Origin of the sequence: Neobacillus sp. PS3-34 (genome assembly GCF_030915465.1) — a bacterium.
Classification (GTDB): Bacteria; Bacillota; Bacilli; order Bacillales; family Cytobacillaceae; genus Neobacillus_A.
This window is the reverse complement of sequence record NZ_CP133267.1, coordinates 846,082-866,379: the sequence shown is the minus strand read 5'-3', so window position 1 is coordinate 866,379 and position 20,298 is coordinate 846,082. Positions and strand designations below refer to the sequence as shown.

At 40.5% G+C, this 20,298-nt stretch carries 15 protein-coding genes and 5 pseudogenes; all 20 read left to right on the top strand.

The genetic code is table 11. From position 1 onward, the window contains the following. Positions 1–19: 19 nt before the first annotated feature. Positions 20–892 (top strand): DNA-processing protein DprA, encoded by an 873-nt coding sequence (gene dprA / locus RCG23_RS04300; RefSeq protein WP_308178734.1) that lies wholly within the window; start codon positions 20–22, stop codon positions 890–892. A 512-nt stretch (positions 893–1,404) separates the two neighbouring features. Next, positions 1,405–3,478, top strand: a pseudogene (topA, locus tag RCG23_RS04295) (type I DNA topoisomerase). Positions 3,479–3,717: 239 nt separating this feature from the next. After that, positions 3,718–5,021, top strand: a pseudogene (trmFO, locus tag RCG23_RS04290) (FADH(2)-oxidizing methylenetetrahydrofolate--tRNA-(uracil(54)-C(5))-methyltransferase TrmFO). Positions 5,022–5,082: 61 nt separating this feature from the next. Continuing rightward, a pseudogene (gene xerC / locus RCG23_RS04285) lies at positions 5,083–5,980 on the top strand (tyrosine recombinase XerC). Positions 5,981–6,097: 117 nt separating this feature from the next. Continuing rightward, positions 6,098–6,640 carry an ATP-dependent protease subunit HslV gene (hslV, locus tag RCG23_RS04280; RefSeq protein WP_308178733.1) on the top strand — a complete coding sequence of 181 codons (543 nt, stop codon included), beginning with the start codon at positions 6,098–6,100 and terminating at the stop codon, positions 6,638–6,640. Between the two features lie 20 nt (positions 6,641–6,660). Continuing rightward, positions 6,661–8,067: an ATP-dependent protease ATPase subunit HslU gene (hslU, locus tag RCG23_RS04275; protein WP_308178732.1), complete on the top strand. Its 1,407-nt coding sequence runs from the start codon at positions 6,661–6,663 to the stop codon at positions 8,065–8,067. Between the two features lie 137 nt (positions 8,068–8,204). Beyond that, on the top strand, positions 8,205–8,984 hold the full coding sequence (gene codY / locus RCG23_RS04270) for a GTP-sensing pleiotropic transcriptional regulator CodY (protein ID WP_308178731.1): 780 nt from the start codon (positions 8,205–8,207) through the stop codon (positions 8,982–8,984). Positions 8,985–9,465: 481 nt separating this feature from the next. Beyond that, positions 9,466–9,858 carry a flagellar basal body rod protein FlgB gene (gene flgB, locus RCG23_RS04265; protein WP_308178730.1) on the top strand — a complete coding sequence of 131 codons (393 nt, stop codon included), beginning with the start codon at positions 9,466–9,468 and terminating at the stop codon, positions 9,856–9,858. Between the two features lie 2 nt (positions 9,859–9,860). After that, positions 9,861–10,346 (top strand): flagellar basal body rod protein FlgC, encoded by a 486-nt coding sequence (gene flgC, locus RCG23_RS04260; protein WP_308178729.1) that lies wholly within the window; start codon positions 9,861–9,863, stop codon positions 10,344–10,346. Positions 10,347–10,359: 13 nt separating this feature from the next. Then, positions 10,360–10,671, top strand: a complete 312-nt coding sequence (fliE, locus tag RCG23_RS04255) for a flagellar hook-basal body complex protein FliE (protein ID WP_308178728.1) — start codon at positions 10,360–10,362, stop codon at positions 10,669–10,671. Positions 10,672–10,748: 77 nt separating this feature from the next. Then, positions 10,749–12,340: pseudogene (gene fliF / locus RCG23_RS04250) on the top strand (flagellar basal-body MS-ring/collar protein FliF). 17 nt (positions 12,341–12,357) lie between these two features. Continuing rightward, positions 12,358–13,374 carry a flagellar motor switch protein FliG gene (gene fliG, locus RCG23_RS04245; RefSeq protein WP_308178727.1) on the top strand — a complete coding sequence of 339 codons (1,017 nt, stop codon included), beginning with the start codon at positions 12,358–12,360 and terminating at the stop codon, positions 13,372–13,374. Continuing rightward, complete coding sequence (gene fliH / locus RCG23_RS04240) at positions 13,358–14,131, top strand: flagellar assembly protein FliH (protein WP_308178726.1); 774 nt, start codon at positions 13,358–13,360, stop codon at positions 14,129–14,131. The genes fliG and fliH overlap by 17 nt, the downstream gene beginning before the upstream one ends. Next, a pseudogene (fliI, locus tag RCG23_RS04235) lies at positions 14,128–15,443 on the top strand (flagellar protein export ATPase FliI). The gene fliH and the pseudogene fliI overlap by 4 nt, the downstream one beginning before the upstream one ends. A gap of 4 nt (positions 15,444–15,447) precedes the next feature. After that, complete coding sequence (gene fliJ, locus RCG23_RS04230) at positions 15,448–15,891, top strand: flagellar export protein FliJ (RefSeq protein WP_308178725.1); 444 nt, start codon at positions 15,448–15,450, stop codon at positions 15,889–15,891. A gap of 8 nt (positions 15,892–15,899) precedes the next feature. Then, positions 15,900–16,514 (top strand): MotE family protein, encoded by a 615-nt coding sequence (locus tag RCG23_RS04225; protein ID WP_308178724.1) that lies wholly within the window; start codon positions 15,900–15,902, stop codon positions 16,512–16,514. A 56-nt stretch (positions 16,515–16,570) separates the two neighbouring features. Then, entirely contained in the window at positions 16,571–17,860 is a 1,290-nt protein-coding gene (locus RCG23_RS04220) for a flagellar hook-length control protein FliK (RefSeq protein WP_308178723.1), read from the top strand. Positions 17,861–17,868: 8 nt separating this feature from the next. Then, positions 17,869–18,510 (top strand): flagellar hook assembly protein FlgD, encoded by a 642-nt coding sequence (flgD, locus tag RCG23_RS04215; protein WP_308178722.1) that lies wholly within the window; start codon positions 17,869–17,871, stop codon positions 18,508–18,510. Positions 18,511–18,528: 18 nt separating this feature from the next. After that, positions 18,529–18,918 (top strand): TIGR02530 family flagellar biosynthesis protein, encoded by a 390-nt coding sequence (locus tag RCG23_RS04210; RefSeq protein ID WP_308178721.1) that lies wholly within the window; start codon positions 18,529–18,531, stop codon positions 18,916–18,918. Between the two features lie 113 nt (positions 18,919–19,031). Continuing rightward, complete coding sequence (locus RCG23_RS04205; RefSeq protein WP_308178720.1) at positions 19,032–20,264, top strand: flagellar hook protein FlgE; 1,233 nt, start codon at positions 19,032–19,034, stop codon at positions 20,262–20,264. The last annotated feature ends 34 nt before the right edge of the window (positions 20,265–20,298 follow it).

Below are 20,298 nucleotides of genomic sequence, written 5' to 3'. Positions count from 1 at the left end.
TTTTTAGGAGGTTTTAGTTATGGACGACTTTAAAAGGCGTCTCGTTCATTTGCTTCATTATCCCAATATATCCTGGAATACAATCTTTCGGCTCTTAAAAAAAGATCCAACTCTCTCTCTCAGCCCTCAGCTGGCCACGGATGACCTCTTCCATTGTTCTTCTCTTAAAACCTACAGCCACATTTCTTCCAATAATATTTCAGCAGAATTAATACATGAACAAATCAGGCAGTATGAATTAAATGAAATATCAGTCATCACTCTTTTTGATCGAGAGTATCCGGCTATCCTGAAAGAAATTTACCAGCCACCATGGGCTTTATTCGCGAAGGGGGACCTTTCTATCCTCAATGTGGAACCAAAGCTTGCTGTCGTCGGTTCCCGGCAGGCAACCCAGTATGGGAAAAATGCGATTCAATTTCTTTTTCCACCCTTGCTTGAAAAAGGCGTTGTTATTGTCAGTGGCCTAGCAAAGGGAATTGACGCATTAGCGCATGAATGTGCAGTTCTTAACCATGGAAAAACAATCGCAGTAATAGCCGGAGGCTTCTATCACATCTATCCGAAAGAAAATATGAATCTAGCAAGGCAATTAATGAAAAACCAGCTTATTATTTCTGAATATCCCCCTGATACAAAGCCATTGCGTTGGCATTTTCCGGCGAGGAATAGAATTATCAGTGGATTGTGCAGAGGAACACTAATAATAGAAGCAAAAAGGAAAAGCGGTTCACTCATTACAGCGAATTTTGCCGTAAATGAGGGACGTGAGGTTTTTTCTCTGCCAGGCAGCATCTTCAATGTCAATTCAATTGGAACGAATGAATTAATTCAGCAGGGGGCAAAATTGGTAACTATTGCAGAAGATATTTTAGCAGAAATAAAGTACTAGCAATAAATTATTAATAAAAATGGAATTTTACCGTATACGAAGGCATTGAATAGGGAATAAGCATTAAAAATGAAGTTTTTGTGCAGGTATTTACAAAATTGCAAGAGATTTTTCAGAAAAAGGTTGAAATTATTTTCAATCTGTTATACATTTTGCAACAGATAACTCAAAAAAACGTTTTCACAGAAAAAGGAAAAAAGTGAAGGTCGACGTTTGAATTGAAAACGGTTAACTCCTTTTCCATTGACAGGTGTTAATCTTTTAATCAATAATAATGAATATTTGTTTCAACGTTTATTCCGGCTTTTTCAATGGCCGCCAAATAACAATCAAAATATATATTGAGGATTTAATAGGAATTTTTGGGATTAGGTATTTAGTGTATTCATTTTTTCTAAAGCCATTGTTTACAGAAATGACAGAAGGAAAGAGCTAAATAAAGAATGGGTATCCTCCCAGAGGAACTGGATACTTGCACACTTTCTTAAATCCCTCTCAAGGAGGATGAATGAATGTCAGAATTTCTCGTGATCGTGGAATCGCCTGCAAAGGCAAAGACGATTGAACGTTATTTGGGAAAAAAATATAAAGTGAGAGCATCCATGGGACATGTTCGGGATTTGCCAAGAAGCCAAATGGGTGTAGATGTAGAGAATTCTTATGAGCCAAAGTATATTACCATTCGCGGAAAAGGCTGTACTCAAAGAGCTGAAATCCGCTGCAAAAAAAGCTAAAAAAATCTATCTCGCAGCTGACCCGGATCGTGAAGGGGAAGCGATTGCCTGGCATTTGGCTCATAGTCTTGACGTGGATATTTCTTCTGATTGCCGTGTAGTTTTTAACGAGATTACAAAAGATGCGATAAAAGAATCTTTTAAGCACCCACGCCCTATTAATATGGATCTTGTGGATTCCCAGCAGGCACGCCGAATCCTTGATAGGCTCGTAGGTTATAATATCAGCCCGCTTTTGTGGAAAAAGGTGAAAAAAGGACTTAGTGCAGGGCGTGTCCAATCGGTTGCAGTCCGTTTGATTATTGACCGGGAAAAAGAAATAAAGGCGTTTGAACCTGAAGAGTATTGGACGATTGAAGGGAATTTTGTCAAAGGCAAAGAGCATTTTGAAGCTTCCTTCTATGGGATCGACAATAAAAAAGTAGCTCTATCCTCAAGCGAGGATGTAGAAGCGGCTTTAAAAGGAATCAAGGGCAATAAATTTAAGGTCATTTCTGTTACGAAGAAGGAAAGAAAAAGAAATCCAGCTCCTCCTTTTACGACTTCATCCCTACAGCAGGAAGCAGCCAGAAAGCTTAACTTCAGGGCGAAGAAAACAATGATGCTTGCCCAGCAGCTGTATGAGGGGATAGATCTAGGCAAGGAAGGCACTGTCGGTTTGATTACCTATATGCGTACGGATTCTACCAGGCTTTCAGAAGTCGCCCAGGCAGAGGCCGCGAGCTATATAAAAGAGGAATATGGAGAGAATTACCTTAAAGAAGAGCAACGCAAAGAGAAAAAGCAAACCAACTCACAGGATGCGCATGAAGCGGTAAGGCCTACAGGAACATTTCGTGACCCAAGCAGCCTGAAAGAGTTTTTATCCAGAGACCAGCTGAGGCTATATAAACTGATCTGGGAGCGGTTTCTTGCAAGCCAGATGGCGCCGGCAGTAATGGATACAATGAGCGTCGATTTGCTAAATGGAAATGTGATTTTCCGGGCGACTGGTTCTAAGATAAAGTTCCCAGGATTTACAAAGCTTTATATTGAGGGTTCTGATGATCAGGTCGAGGAAAAGGATAAAATGCTTCCTGATTTAAAAGAAGGCGATGAAGTAATTCAAAAAGATTTTGATAAAAAACAACACTTCACTCAGCCGCCTCCAAGGTATACAGAAGCAAGGCTCGTCAAAACCCTGGAAGAGCTGGGAATAGGGCGCCCATCAACATACGCGCCTACACTTGATACGATTCAAAAACGTGGATATGTAGCTCTGGATAATAAGCGATTTATTCCAACAGAGCTAGGTGAAATTGTTTTAGAGTTGATTCTTGAGTTCTTCCCTGATATTCTAGATGTTGAGTTTACTGCAAAGATGGAACAAGATCTTGATGATGTCGAAGCCGGAAAAATTGGCTGGGTGCAAATTATTGACCATTTCTATCAGGATTTCGAGAAGCACTTGGAAGTTGCGGAAAAAGAAATGCAGGAAATCGAGATTAAAGATGAACCTGCTGGAGAAGACTGCGACCAATGCGGAAACCCTATGGTATTTAAAATGGGCCGCTACGGAAAATTCATGGCCTGCAGCAACTTTCCTGACTGTCGGAACACCAAGCCTATTGTTAAAGAAATAGGCGTAACTTGTCCGAAATGTAAAGAAGGTAACATCATCGAAAGGAAAAGCAAAAAACGCCGCCTTTTTTATGGATGCGACCGCTTTCCGGAGTGTGATTTTATTTCCTGGGATAAGCCATTACCAAGAAGCTGCCCTAGATGTGAAAGCCTTCTTGTTGAAAAGAAATTAAAAAAAGGTGTCCAGGTCCAATGTACGGAATGTGACTACAAGGAAGAACAGCAAAATTAAGGGTGAGCTCCACGCTCACTCTTTTCATTTTTTTAAAGGTAAGGACAACTTTTCCTAATAACAGGGAAAAATGATAGAAACTGTATTGTTCTACATGCTTATGAAACTTTTTTCGTTTCTCATCGTATTTAAATGTGCTATTACGATGGGCATAAGGGAAAGTAGATAAAATGATAATAGTAATATGAGATATTCCCCTTGGAATAATAGTCCATTATTTTTTGCAGGAGGTTAAGTTCATGAATGAGCAAGTAGTAAATGTAATTGGTGCGGTGGCAGGAAGTGAAGCTGCCTGGCAGATAGCCAATAGAGGAATAAAGGTACGCCTTTATGAAATGATGCCTGTTAAACAAACACCTGCCCACCATACGGATAAATTTGCGGAATTGGTGTGCAGTAATTCTTTACGGGCTAATACATTAACAAATGCAGTGGGCGTTTTGAAGGAAGAAATGAGATTGCTTGATTCAGTTATTATTGCTTCGGCTGATGCATGTTCAGTACCTGCCGGCGGGGCACTCGCAGTTGATCGTCATGAATTTGCTGCCCGGGTTACAGAATTGGTGAAAAACCATGAAAATGTCACAGTAATGAATGAGGAAGTAACCGAAATACCAGAGGGCCCAACGGTAATAGCGACCGGGCCATTAACAAGCCCAGCTCTTTCCGAAAAGCTAAAAGAGCTGACTGGAGAAGATTATTTATACTTTTATGATGCTGCAGCACCAATCCTTGAAAAGGACAGTATCGATATGGAAAAGGTATACTTAAAATCCAGGTATGATAAGGGCGAAGCCGCGTACTTAAATTGTCCGATGTCAGAGGAAGAATTTGAACGTTTTTATGAAGCCCTTACCACAGCCGAAACCGTTCCGTTAAAAGAATTTGAAAAGGAAATTTTCTTTGAAGGGTGCATGCCAATAGAAGTAATGGCATCACGAGGCAAGAAAACCATGCTATTTGGCCCTATGAAACCAGTCGGACTTGATGATCCCCGTACAGGAAAAGGCCATTCGCTGTAGTTCAACTTCGCCAGGATGATGCTGCGGGAACACTTTTTAATATTGTCGGTTTTCAAACCCATTTAAAATGGGGGGCTCAAAAGGAAGTTATTCAAATGATTCCGGGATTGGAAAATGCGGAAATTATCCGATATGGTGTCATGCACCGAAATACATTTATCAACTCTCCCAAAGTCCTTAAAGCAACCTATCAGTTCCGCAATCGTGAGGACCTCTTCTTTGCAGGCCAAATGACTGGTGTGGAAGGATATGTTGAATCGGCAGCAAGCGGATTAGTAGCAGGTATGAATGCAGCACGTTATGCACTTGGTGAGAAACCGGTGGAGTTTCCAGTTGAAACGGCTATCGGCAGTATGGCTAGATACATTACGACGGCAAATTCGAAAAATTTCCAGCCAATGAATGCGAACTTCGGTTTATTTCCGGAACTGCCAGTGAGAATAAAGGGTAAGCAGGAACGCAATTTGGAGCACGCAAACAGAGCATTGGAAACAATTCAGAACTTTGTGAAAGTTTTGTAAAATTTATTGCAAGGGCTAATGAATTATGTTAAGCTTTATTAGCCCTTGTGAGGTGATATAGATGGGAAATGTGAACGTTTCTTTAAAGTTGTTTATTGAATATTTACAAATTGAGAAAAATTATTCACAATATACTATTGAACATTATCATCATGATATTAGTGATTTTATTATGTTCATGACTGAACAAGCGATTTCTGACATAACTAGTGTCCAGTATCTTGATGCCCGTCTCTATTTAACAAGGCTGTATGATCGGAAATTAGCAAGAAAATCGGTAGCGAGGAAAATTTCGAGCCTGCGAAGCTTTTATAAATTTTTGGTCCGGGAGAAACATACTGAAGAAAATCCCTTTGCACTTGTCAGCATACCTAAGGCTGAAAAACGGCTGCCGGAGTTTTTTTATGAAGATGAATTAAAGCTTCTTTTTCAGAGCTGTGAGACTGAAACCCCATTGGCCAAAGAAATAAAGCAATGCTTGAACTATTATATGCAACCGGGATTCGGGTGAGTGAATGCTGTCAAATCCGTCTTAAGGATTTGGATTTCTATCTTTCCACTGTCCTTGTCCATGGAAAGGGAAATAAGGAACGGTATGTTCCTTTTGGAAGCTTTGCGGCAGACTCGCTGGATCGATACATAAACGATGGTCAAAAAAACTGATGGGTCAAAAAGAAACAAATGACACCTTGTTTTTAAATCACCGAGGAAGCCCCTTGACAGATAGGGGAGTAAGAACGGTATTAAATACAATGATTGAGAACTCAGCATTGAATGGAAAAATTCACCCTCATATGCTCAGGCATACGTTTGCCACACATCTTTTGAATAATGGAGCAGACCTGAGAAGTGTTCAGGAATTGCTGGGGCATGCTTTTTTATCTTCAACTCAGATATATACCCATGTCACAAATGAACATTTGCGGAAGACGTATATGTCACATCATCCAAGGGCATAAGGCAGCAGCTTTTCTGTTGCCCTTGGGGGATTTATGGTGCTTTTAATCGATAATGAATTTCTTTTCTTTTCTATCTCTAAACGTTGTAACAATATTCCTGAAAGGGGAAATCCAGAGATGGGCCAATTTCATGCCACTACAATATTTGCAATCCATCATAAAGGTAAATGCGCAATGTCAGGCGATGGCCAGGTGACATTCGGAAATGCAGTTGTGATGAAACACACAGCAAAAAAGGTAAGAAAGATATTTAATGGAAAGGTACTTGCGGGATTCGCAGGATCCGTAGCAGATGCCTTTACTTTATTTGAAATGTTTGAAGGCAAACTGGAAGAGTATAATGGAAACCTTCAAAGAGCTGCTGTGGAGCTCGCCAAACAATGGCGCAGTGATAAAGTATTGAGAAAGCTTGAAGCCATGTTAATTGTTATGAACCAGGAAGATTTGCTTCTTGTTTCCGGTACAGGTGAGGTAATCGAGCCGGATGATGGTATATTGGCAATCGGTTCTGGTGGAAATTATGCGTTATCTGCAGGTAGGTCCTTGAAAAAATATGCAGGCGACCATCTGACAGCTAAAGAAATAGCAAAAGCATCACTGGAAACTGCTGCTGAAATATGTGTATATACTAACCATAATATTATTTTGGAAGAGCTCTAATCGGGAAGGAGATAGAATCGATGGGAAAAACGACTAATTTAACCCCCCGCCAAATAGTTGAAAGACTAGACCAATATATAATCGGGCAGAAGGATGCAAAGAAAGCTGTTGCAGTTGCACTGAGAAACCGATACCGCCGTGGATTGTTAAATGAAAAAATAAGGGATGAAGTCATTCCAAAGAACATCTTAATGATCGGGCCAACTGGTGTCGGAAAGACCGAAATCGCCAGGAGAATGGCTAAATTGGTAGGAGCTCCATTTATAAAGGTCGAGGCGACAAAGTTTACAGAGGTCGGCTATGTTGGCCGGGACGTCGAATCTATGGTCAGGGACCTTGTGGAAACATCGGTTCGCCTGGTAAAAGAAGAGAAAATGCTCAGTGTAAAGGAAAGAGCAGAACAAAATGCCAACCACAGGCTGGTTGACTTGCTTGTCCCTTCCAGCAAAAAAACCAACACTTATAAAAATCCTCTTGAAATGTTATTTGGTGGCAGCAATTCGCAGCCAGAACCGGAAGGAAACAGCGCCGATGATTATTCTGTGAATGAAAAGCGGAAAATCATCAGCGAAAAGCTTGCGATGGGACAGCTTGAGGATGAAGTGGTATCGGTGGAAGTTGAGGAGCAGCAGCCTTCCATGTTTGATATGCTCCAAGGGTCTGGTATGGAGCAAATGGGTATGAATATGCAGGATGCACTAAGCAGCTTTATGCCTAAAAAACGCAAGAAACGAAAAGTGACAGTCAGTGAAGCAAGGTCAATTTTAACAAACGAAGAAGCTCAAAAGCTGATTGATATGGATGAAGTAACACAGGATGCTGTTTTTCGTGCAGAACAGGCTGGAATTATCTTTATCGATGAAATTGATAAAATAGCCAGCAAAAATTCAGGTGGATCTTCTGCAGATGTATCACGTGAAGGTGTCCAACGAGATATTCTTCCGGTTGTAGAAGGATCAACGGTTGTAACGAAATATGGTTCTGTAAAAACTGACCACATCCTGTTCATTGCTGCTGGCGCCTTCCATATGGCAAAGCCGTCTGATCTGATTCCTGAATTGCAGGGGCGTTTCCCAATCCGGGTTGAGCTGACAAAGCTGACTGTAGAAGATTTCTTCAGGATACTAATTGAACCAGATAATGCATTAATTAAACAATATCAGGCTTTATTAGAAACTGAAGGTATACAAATTGAATTTTCTGACGATGCTATTCGTAGGATTGCCGAAGTGGCATTTGAAGTTAATCAGAACACAGATAATATCGGAGCAAGAAGGCTTCATACAATTCTTGAAAAATTACTTGAAGATTTATCATTTGAAGCTCCAGATATTAATATGGAAAAAGTGTCAATCACTCCTCAATATGTAGAAGATAAGCTTGGTGCTATCTCGAAGAATAAGGATTTGAGTCAATTTATCCTTTAATTCAGCCGTTTTATGGCTGGGTGTTATGGGTAATAGTTGAGTGATGCTTTAAGTCCTTTTCAAGGATGACCGTACTTAAATATAGATTTAATACAAAAATAATATAATGGCCGCAGTATATAGGAGGAAGAATCAAAATGGATTTATTAACTAAAACGAGAAAAATTAACGCCTTGCTTCAAAAGGCAGCAGGAAAGCCTGTTAACTTTAAAGAAATGTCTGAAACACTTAGTGATGTAATCGAGGCGAATGTTTTTGTTGTCAGCCGTCGTGGAAAGCTTTTAGGTTTTGCTATCAATCAGCAAATTGAAAACGAGAGAATGAAACAAATGCTTGAAGACCGCCAATTTCCAGAGGAATATACAAAAGGCCTATTCAATATTCAGGAGACATCTTCTAATCTTGATGTAGAAAGCCAGTACACTGCGTTCCCGGTTGAAAACAAGGAATTGTTCAAGGATGGCTTAACAACAATTGTGCCAATTATCGGTGGAGGCGAACGTTTAGGAACCCTTATTCTTGCTCGTTTGCATGAAAAATTCCATGATGATGATCTCATCTTGGGTGAATATGGTGCAACTGTTGTAGGTATGGAAATTCTTCGTGAAAAAGCAGAAGAAATTGAAGGTGAAGCAAGAAGCAAGGCTGTAGTTCAAATGGCAATCAGTTCTCTTTCATACAGTGAGCTTGAAGCGATTGAGCATATTTTTGAAGAGCTTGATGGACACGAAGGACTTCTGGTTGCTTCCAAAATCGCTGACCGCGTAGGCATCACTCGCTCTGTTATCGTTAATGCTTTAAGAAAGCTTGAGAGCGCAGGTGTTATCGAATCACGTTCATTGGGAATGAAGGGAACATATATTAAGGTCTTGAACGATAAATTCCTAGTCGAGCTAGATAAATTAAGATCTAACTAAAATAATAAGTAATGAAAAAGCCCCCTCCGGAAGCAGGTCATCCAGAGGGGGTTTTTTTGTCTCTTTAAATTTACAAGGGATATTTCTAATGCTAAGCTTTTCGAATAACGACTGAATGTTTTTGAAGAATATGAATTCTTTGATGGTGTTTGGGAATTTATTTCCAAGGATAAATCAGGACATTATACCCAATGCGTTTTAACAGAAATATATTAATATTAAGAAGAGACATAAATCGACAATTGGATTGGCTATGCCACTTTCGGCTCGGAAAACAGTGAAATAGGGAGAAACACTGTAAATATATGGACAAAATCCATTTTATTCCGACAAAATAGGTCAAAGGAATGATAAAAATGAAACGATTTTACATAGACAGACTATTGCAGATTCATTACAATTAGTAATAAGAATGTTACAAAATGAACATTATCTTCATATATCTCCATTATTTTACATTTTTCTCAAAGAGGTGTATCCTTTGAATCTTTTTTCAAATATTTCGACCCTTGAAAGGGCGCTCGATTATTCATCCTTGAAACAGAAGGTTATTTCTCAGAATATTGCTAATGTAGACACACCTAACTATAAAGCAAAGGATGTAAGCTTTAAAGCGGTTCTCCAGAATGAACTTGATACCTCGTTTAACACCTATCGAACAGATAACAGGCATATAGATTTTTCCGATAGTTCCTCCAGTTCAACGGGGATTATTACTCAAAGAAATGTTCAGTACAACCATAACGGCAACAGTGTCGATATGGATAAAGAAATGTCTAATCTTGCAACAAATCAAATTTATTACAATGCGCTAATTGAACGGTTAAATGGAAAGTTCTCAACATTACAGAATGTCATTAGAGGAGGGAAATAAAAATGTCGGTATTTCAGAGTATGAATACGACTGCTTCAGCCCTGACCGCACAGCGGCTTAGGATGGACGTCATTTCCTCCAATATGGCAAATGTCGATACCACAAGGGGTACATATATTAAGGGAAGATGGGATCATGGCACATATATTAAGGGCTATTGGGAGCCATATCGCAGAAAAACGGTAGAATTCCAGCCAGAAGGAACTTCCTCCTTTTCTTCCTTCCTAAATGTCGCCATGAACAATGGCAACGCAGGTGGTGGAGTCAAAGTATCCAAAATAGAAGAAGACAAGAAAACGCCGTTTAAAATGGTATACGATCCGGAGCATCCGGACGCTAACAAGGATGGTTATGTTGAGCTTCCAAACGTCGATCCACTTCGCGAAATGGTCGATTTAATCAGCGCTACACGCTCTTATGAGGCTAACGTAACAGTCTTTAATGCATCAAAGAGCATGATGATGAAAGCGCTAGAATTAGGAAAATAAAGGGTGAAAATAAATGGTTAATGTGAATTTTCCGTCTGTCAGACAGATTTTTGCACCAGCAGCAAGCCAGACACCAAGCAATTCTAATACAGCATTCGAAGCTCAGAATAGTTTTGCGTCCGTACTGAAGGAATCAATTAATAAAGTAAATGAAACTCAGCTTGAATCGGATAAATTAACCGATAAATTGGCCAAAGGTGAAAATATAGATTTGCACCAGGTGATGATTTCTGCTCAAAAAGCCAGCATTACAATGCAGGCTACATTAGAAATTCGCAACAAGGTCATTGAGGCTTACCAGGAAATAATGAGAATGCAAGTTTAGTAGTTTATCGCTATAAACCATTATGGAAAGCGGTTATTAACTGCCAATGAGAATAGTCAAATAACCGGGGGAAAAAGATGGAATCAGTTAAGAATTATATAAATAGGTTAAATAGCTTTTGGTCCGGTCAGACCAAAAAACAAAAAACAATTTATATCGGCTCATTTTTACTAATTGCTCTTGTCATCGGCATTTCTTCTTATTTTGCCGGGAGGACCACACTAGTTCCGCTTTATAGCAATCTTTCGCCCACGGAAACGGGCACCATCAAACAAAGCCTGGATTCCAAAGGAATTCAATCTGAAATCGCAGATGGGGGAACGACAATCAAAGTTCCAGAAGATCAAGCGGACTCCCTTAAGGTAGAACTTGCGGCAGAGGCCTGCCTAAATCAGGAAATATCGATTATTCTTTTTTTAGTCAAAATGCTGGCCTTGGAACGACCGATAAAGAATTTGGAGTAATTAAGCTTGATGCGATGCAAACAGAGCTTGCCAATTTAATAAAGGGAATTGACGGGGTACAGGATGCAAAGGTAATGATTAACCTTCCTGAAAAAGGAATTTTTGTCAGTGATAAAAATGAATCAGCATCCGCGTCGATTGTTTTGAACACGAAACCGGGATACCAATTCAGGGACGAGCAAATTAAATCACTTTATCAGTTGGTTTCTAAAAGTGTACCAAACCTTCCTACAGATAATATCGTCATCATGAACCAATATTTTGAGTATTTTGACCTAAATAATGAAAAAAATTCTATTCCTGGAAATTCCTTTACTGCACAGAACGAAATTAAAAAACAAATTGAACGGGATGTTCAGCGCCAGGTTCAAAGCATGCTCGGCACATTGATGGGCCAGGATAAAGTTGTGGTGTCTGTAACAGCCGATATCGATTACACCCAGGAAAATAGAGAAGAAAATCTCGTCGAACCAGTGGATAAGGAAAATATGAAGGGAATTGCCATTAGCGCACAAAAGATAACGGAAACATTTACCGGGAAAGGCGCAGCCGCAAAAGGAACGCCAGCTGCTGAAACTTCAGGGGATACACCGGGATCGACCTATGCTGCTGATGGAAGCAGTTCCGATGGTGATTATGAAAAAATAGAAGAAAAAATGAATTATGAAGTCAACCGCATTAAAAAACAAATATCTGAAAGCCCTTATAAGGTAAGGGACCTTGGAATCCAGGTAATGGTAGAACCGCCTAAACCAAATGATCCAACTTCGCTTCCTCAGGCTAGGGTGGATGATATCACCAAAATGTTAGGTACGATTGTCCGGACTACTATAGATAAGAAGGAAGGCACCGATTTAACGGATGCAGCCATTCAGAATAAAATCCTGGTTTCAGTCCAGCCCTTCAACGGAAAAATTAAATTTGCCGAATCAACACAGCTATCAATCCCTTGGTGGATATATGCAGTTGGCGGTGTATTGTTAGCAATTATTATCCTGTTATTAATTTTATTTATGCGTTCCCGTAAGAAACAACAAGAGGAACAGGAAATGGCAAGCGTTGCTTCAGAACCTATTTTTGTTCCTGACGTAAACAATGAACAGGAAACTGAAAACTCTCTGCGGAGAAAGCAATTGGAAAAGATGGCAAAAGAAAAACCTGAGGATTTTGCGAAGCTGCTTCGTACTTGGATTGCTGAGGATTAATTAAAGGAGGCTGAATAATGGCAAAGAAAGAAAATAAAGACCTAACAGGTAAGCAAAAAGCAGCCATTCTTCTGATTTCTCTCGGCCTAGATGTGTCTGCTTCGGTTTACAAGCATTTAAATGAAGAGGAAATCGAAAAGCTTACACTGGAAATTTCTGGTGTTAAAAAAGTAGAGTCACAATCAAAAGAGGAAATCCTTGAGGAATTCCACAATATTGCACTCGCCCAGGATTATATTTCCCAGGGAGGGATTGGATATGCCAAAACGGTACTAGAAAAGGCGCTTGGAGCTGAACAAGCTTCTATCATCATTAATCGATTAACATCTTCACTTCAGGTTCGTCCATTTGATTTTGCAAGAAAAGCAGATCCAGCACAAATTCTGAATTTCATTCAAAGTGAGCATCCTCAGACGATTGCATTGATATTATCTTATCTTGATTCAGCACAGGCTGGTCAAATTCTGTCGGAACTACCTCATGAAATGCAGGCAGATGTGGCCAGAAGAATTGCTGTCATGGACAGTACCTCTCCGGAAATTATTAACGAAGTGGAGCAGATCCTTGAAAGAAAGCTTTCTGCTACCGTTACCCAAGATTATACACAGACTGGCGGCATTGAAGCAGTAGTTGAAGTATTAAGTGGTGTTGACAGATCAACTGAGAGAACGATCCTCGACGCCCTGGAAATACAGGATCCGGAGCTTGCCGAAGAAATCAAGAAGAGAATGTTTGTATTTGAAGATATTGTCACACTTGATAACAGAGCCATTCAAAGAGTCATTAGGGAATGTGAAAATGAAGACCTTAAGCTTTCGCTTAAAGTATCAAGTGATGAGGTTAAAGATATCGTCTTTAGAAATATGTCTTCCAGAATGGTTGAGACCTTTAAAGATGAGATGGAGTATATGGGCCCTGTAAGGCTGCGTGATGTTGAGGAAGCGCAAACACGCATTGTATCCATTATCCGCCGTTTAGAAGATGCAGGAGAGATCGTTGTTGCCCGCGGTGGAGGGGATGATATCATTGTCTAGGTTAATCAAATCACAGTGGGCAAACGCTGCACAAACAGAACAAAGGGTGATAGGAATTAAGATGGTTGACCTGCCTCGGGTGGAAGGCCAGGAGGAATTGTACCTGGCTGAATCATTTGAAAATGACATGCTCTCAAAAGCTCGGACTCAGGCTGATATGATGATGCAGGAAGCAGCCATTCATGTTCAGTCGTTACGTGAGCAAATTGCAGTTGAACAGGACAATTGGGAACAGAAGAAAAGGGAGCTAGAAGAGCAAGCTCGTGAATCCGGATTCCAGCTAGGGCTGGAAGAAGGAAGGGTAGCTGGACATAAAGATTTTGAAGATATTATTACAATGGCTAAGCAAGTAGTAGAGCAATCGAAGGAAGACTATCAAAAACAGATAGAAAAAGCAGAAAAGACCATCCTGGAGCTGGGCATAAAGACGGCTGCCAGTATTTTGGGAAAAAAAGTGGTGGAAAAAGAGGAAGATTTCTTTCTCATCGTTAAACGGGCATTAAAGGAAGCAAGAGATTATCGGGAAGTCCAGCTCCATGTGAATCCTGTCCATTATGGGTTCTTATTATCGCAAAAGGATGAATTGATAGCCTTGTTTCCGAAGGAACTCGACTTTTATATTTATCCAGATGAAGAACTTTCAGAGATGGATTGCATTATCGAGTCTGCGAATGGACGAATTGATGCCAGTATTGACAGCCAGCTGGAGGAAATTAAAAATAAACTAATCGAATTGCTGGAGAGTGAAGGGGCATGAAGGCTGCTGACCTGATTGAGCATATCGACCAGCTTGATACATTTAAAAGATATGGAAGAGTAAAAAGGGTTGTGGGGTTGATGATTGAATCCCAGGGACCTGAAAGCTCAATTGGTGATGTTTGTTTCATCTATGTGGGTAATGCACAGAAGCGGAAAATAATTGCTGAAGTAGTCGGTTTTAGGGAAGAAAATATCATTTTAATGCCCTATACCACTGTGCATGATATCTCTCCGGGAAGCCTGGTGGAAGCCGCGTCAAAACCGCTGGAGGTAAAGGTCGGTTCAGCACTGATTGGCAGTGTTATTGATTCACTTGGGAAACCTTTGGATGGATCGCTTCTTCCCAAAGGGCTTACCGCCGTACCGACGGAGCAGGCACCTCCCAATCCAATGCAGAGGCCGCCAATTGATGAACCAATCGAAGTTGGTGTCAGGATGATTGATAGTCTGCTGACAGTAGGAAATGGACAGCGGGTAGGTATTTTTGCCGGAAGTGGAGTTGGAAAAAGTACACTCCTTGGCATGATTGCCAGGAATACAAAGGCAGATTTAAATGTTATTGCACTGATTGGTGAACGCGGACGAGAAGTCAGGGAATTCATTGAACGGGACCTTGGTGAAGAAGGCCTGCAAAGATCAATTGTGGTTGTTGCTACTTCTGACCAGCCTGCGCTGATGAGAATTAAAGGTGCATTTACGGCTACTGCAATTGCTGAATATTTTCGCGACAAAGGATTGAATGTCATGCTGATGATGGACTCAGTGACCCGTGTTGCCATGGCACAGCGTGAAGTGGGCCTCGCCATTGGTGAACCTCCAACAACTAAAGGGTATACACCTTCTGTATTTTCAATCCTTCCAAAGCTTTTGGAACGTACTGGTACGAATCCGAACGGATCGATTACTGCTTTTTATACTGTTCTTGTCGATGGAGATGACATGAATGAACCGATTGCAGATACGGTTCGTGGAATTTTGGACGGGCACTTCGTTCTAGACCGTGATTTGGCCAACAAAGGGCAATATCCAGCAGTAAATGTATTAAAGAGCATTAGCCGGATTATGAACCATATTGTGGCACCTGAACATGCAAGAGCAGCCGAAAGGCTTCGAGATTTGTTAAGCATTTATATCAACTCAGAGGATTTAATAAATATTGGGCCTACAAAAAAGGTTCTTCCATGGAAATCGATGAAGCTATCCGGCTTTACCCTCATATTCTTTCATTTCTTAAGCAGTCGACCGATGAAAAGGTCTCCATGGATAATAGTATTGACCGATTATTTCATTTAATAGAAAAAGGTGAGTAGGCCAATGGTTTACCAATATAAATTTGATAAAATCCTTCATATTAAAGAGAAAGAAAAGGACGAAGCCCTTAATTTCTTTAATGAAGCAATGCAAAAGTTTGAGGAAACGGCGGGAAAATTGTACGAGCTCCTGAAGAAAAAAGAAGATATGCAGTCCTTTCAAAATTCAAAGCTGGAAAATGGACTGCCGATTCAGGAAATCAGACATCATCAGCACTTCTTGCTTAATCTAGAAAAAACAATTGACCATTATCAAAAAATGGTAGTCAATGCACGGGGTAGAATGAATTTTTATCAGGAAAAACTGATGGAGAAGAACGTTGAAGTAAAAAAATACGAAAAAATTAAAGAAAAAGATTTTTTGATTTATAAAGCAGGCTTAAGGTATATGGAAGGCCAGCAGATGGATGATATTTCGATTCAGCAGTATATGAACCGCGGGAATTAGGTGACAGGATGGTAAAAACATTGGAAGAAAAAGAGACAAGCAAATATAGTCCTTTTCAATGGTTTATATTCGTTGTGTTCATTCCACTGCTCTTTGCGATTACAGTAGGACTTGTAGTGATGACCTTTGCCGGTATTAATGTTTTTGAAGCCGCAAAGGAGTACGGCAGCAAGCTTCCCATAATCAGTAATGTGTTTGATGAAAGCAGCACGAAAAGCACAAAACAATACGAAAAGGATTTAATGGGACTTGAAGGGCAGATCAAGGACCGTGAGGCAAAAATTGAACAGCTAAAAAACCAAATGGAAGACAAAGACCGAAATATCGATCGCGACCAGCTTGAAAAGGAACGTCTTCAGCAGGAAATAGATAATTTATTGGCTATTCAGGAAGATAATAAACGCGCTTTTAAGGATATTATACGGACTTATGAAACGATGTCTGTTAAAAAATCAGCTCCAATTATTTCAAAAATGTCTGACGAGCAGGCATTAAAAATATTAACCAATATAAAACCTGAAACACTGGCTGGTATCATGGAAAACATGCAGCCAGCTCAGGCGGCAAGATTTACAGAGCTTCTCACAAATCAAAATGAAAACACCGATGGACAAACACCTTAATCAAGGAAGAAAGATAACAGCATGAAAGATTTTAAAGCTTGAAAGGAGGTGGAAAATTGAAAATTGGCGGATTAGGATATGTAAATACAGTGGCAGCTGCTTCCCAAGATAAAACGAACACAGGCAAGAAGGATTTTTCAAGACTATTTCAAGCCCTTCAGGATGGTGGGAAGGCAAAAGATACACAGAAATTGGGCAAGCAACAAGAAAGTACTCAGCAGGATGTGAGCGATTTACTTTCTTTTCTTGGAATTAATAGCTTACAAGAGTTTGACGGAGGATCTGCAATGCAGGACCAGGTGATGGGGAATGCGAATGCGGATGTTCTGAAGATGGTAAAAAACTATCTGGGTATTACCGATGCAAAATGGGATGAACTGATAAAATCATTAACTGGTTCCTTACCGCAAGAAGTCGGGTCAAAACTGCAAGATGGGTTTAATTCTGAACCAATGGGTGATGCATCGAAGCAGGATAGCTTAATAGATTCAGTTGCCAACTTGTTGGCAGGACTGATAGCAATGCCGCAGGAAAAGCTTACTGCATCTCTTAATGGAGACCTGCCTGTGTTTGTGAAAGCAGTTAAGCTGCTCGAACTAATAGGCAACAGTCAGGATAATTTGACAGGAGCCAAAAAGCTCACAAATCTTTTAACCGACGTCAAGAAAGTTCTGGAATCAAATGCTGTTTCAACTAAAGCATCCATAAAGTTGGAATTTCTCCAGACTACATTTACCCGGGTAGTTGGAGAGCTAAACCAAAATACTTTACAAAAAGATAAGTTGAATGTTTCATCTTTAGACAATTCTACTGGAACAGAAAATTCCCTAGGACAAATAACGGGCACATCTGTATTCCAACATCAGATGCCAAAAGCGGAGCAGCTCACCTTGATGCTTCAAAATAACGGGAAGCCGGTTACTACAGACCAGTTAATACAGCAGTTTGAAACAATACTTTCCAAAGGCCAATTGGTAAAAGCAGGTGGTATGCAAAAACTTCTTATTAATTTAAATCCTGAACATTTGGGTTCCTTAAGAGTTGAACTGATACAAAAAGATCAAGCCATAATAGCAAGGATATTAACGACCACAGGAAATGCCAAGGATGCACTTGAATCCCATCTAAACGGTCTGAAACAGGCATTTGCCGCTCAGAATATCCATGTGGAACGAATCGAAATAGCACAGCAATTCAACCAGCAGGAACGATTCTTTAACCGTGATCAGCAGCATAATCCTCAACAACAGCAAAATGGGCAGCAGGAGCGGGAAGAAAACGACCGGCAAAACAAACAGGATTTTACTAACTCATTGGAAGAAGCACTTGTAAATATGGAAGCGTAGGTGATTAGATGGCAAATTCAATCGATTCGTCATTATTATTAAAAACGGTTCAAAATCAAACAAGAAAAGCGGGAAACGGTTCTTTAGGGAAGGATGATTTTTTAAAAATCCTTATGACCCAGCTTCAGAATCAGGATCCATTAAATCCTTTGCAGGATAAAGACTTTGTTGCCCAGATGGCTACTTTTTCAACACTTGAGCAGATCACCAATATGGGAAAATCCATTGACCAGTTTGTTACTTTGGAGCAGCAAAACAAGCTGATCGCCTACAATCAATTTGTTGGAAAGGAAATCACCTGGCATAAGATCCTAGACTCAGAGGGAGGTTCAGGTGCTCCGGCAGTTCAATCAGGGACTGGCAAGGTTGCTTCTGTACAATTTAAAGAAGATAAAGTCCTCTTTACCCTTGAGGATGGGACAACTCTTGAACCTGGAAATGTATCACAAATCAACGAGTCGTCTAAAGACAGCCAGCTATTGCAATCTTCAATGCTGATTGGTAAAACGGTAACTTTTTTGAATGATGCGAAAGAAGAAAAAACAGCAATTGTAAAATCAGTTTCTTTTAAAGATGGAAAAACACTTTTCCAGCTAAATGATGAAGGCAATACTAGCATTTCTTCCACACAGATAACAAAAATCGAATAATGGTTAGGGAGTGATGGAGTGGAAAAATCCATCTTTCGGCCAATCGTTTCTCCACCTGCTGGAACGCATCCTTATAAAGGGATTAAAGCTCAGCAGCAAACAAGCAAGCCTTTTTCAGTCCATTTGCAAACAGCAATACAGCAGAGTGGCCATCTTGCACTAAGCAAGCATGCAAAGGAACGAATTATTGAGCGGAAAATAGAAATTAGCGATGAAAAATGGACACAAATTGAAGAAAAGGTTTCAAAGGCAAAAAAAATGGGTGTCAATGAATCACTTGTCCTTTTAAAGGGGGCGGCCTTAATTGTTAGTGCGAAAAACAATATGGTCATTACCGCGATGGACAGGGAAGAAGCATCGTCACAAATATTTACGAATATCAACGGAACTATTCTGTTAGATTCATAATTTCACTAATGGATACTAACTGGTTTAACGATAATAAAATCGCAGGACCTGGAAAAGGAAGCCATCAGCTGCTGAATGACAGATGCAGCTCAAATTAGAAAGGGGAATATATCATGCTTCGTTCAATGTATTCAGGAATCAGCGGAATGAAAAACTTTCAAACCAAATTAGATGTAATTGGCAACAATATTGCGAATGTAAATACATACGGCTTTAAAAAGGGCCGGGTGACATTTAAGGATACAATGAACCAGACGATTTCCGGAGCAAGTGCTGCCCAGAATAACCGGGGCGGAAGAAACCCAATTCAGGTAGGATTAGGATCTACTATGGCATCAGTCGATACGATCACAACCCAATCGAGCCTTCAGACAACTGGCAGATCACTGGACCTTGCTGTTACTGGGGATGGCTACTTTGTGGTCAAACAGGGTGAAGCACAATTATATACACGCGCGGGCAACTTGTACCTGGATGATAATGGAACGCTTGTAAACGGAGACGGAATGAAGGTTCAGTCCTTTAAAAATGGAGTGCTTTCGGACGTAACAGTTAATGTTAACGCGCTATTACCGGCAAAGCAGACAAAGCAGCTAGTGATGAAAGGCAATCTGCCAACAGATGCAAAAGGAAGCTCAACGCTTGTTCAGCAAATTAAAGTGGTGGATGAAAAGGGCGTTGACCATGTACTTGATTTGAAGATTCAGCCTGATGATGCAAATGGCGGTGCAGCAGCTGGAAAATGGACGTTCTCATTTTTGGACAATTCCTTGCCCGTGAACCCGGCAACCCCAACTGCGAATCTAGTTTCAGTACCGGTTACCATTCCTGCATTCAACCCTAATAACCCGCCAGCTGATCTTAATGTTCAATTAAAAATAAATGACGGCACAGGAGTTTCAAAATTACTTCCGATCACCTTGCCAATCAAGGAATTAACAAAAGACCCAGGAAGCATGGATGCTTCCGCGCAGCCGGATGGTAACACTCAAGGCTCTCTTGAAAGCTTTAATATTGGCGCATCTGGTGAAATAAATGGTGTTTTTTCAAATGGCCTTGTACTGAACCTTGGCCAGCTGGCACTTGCTAAATTCAGCAATCCATCAGGGCTTACAAAAACGGGGAGCAACACCTTCCAGGAATCGGTGAATTCTGGCACAGCCAATATCAATATCGCTGGGGAGGGCCGCGGTACGATTGCTTCAGGTTCCCTGGAGATGTCCAATGTTGACCTTTCTGAAGAATTCACTGAAATGATCACGGCTCAGCGCGGCTTCCAGGCTAACACGAAAATCATAACAACCTCAGATGAAATCCTGCAGGAACTTGTAAATTTAAAACGTTAATTTAAGGGAGGGACAGGGTTAAAGGTATCACCTT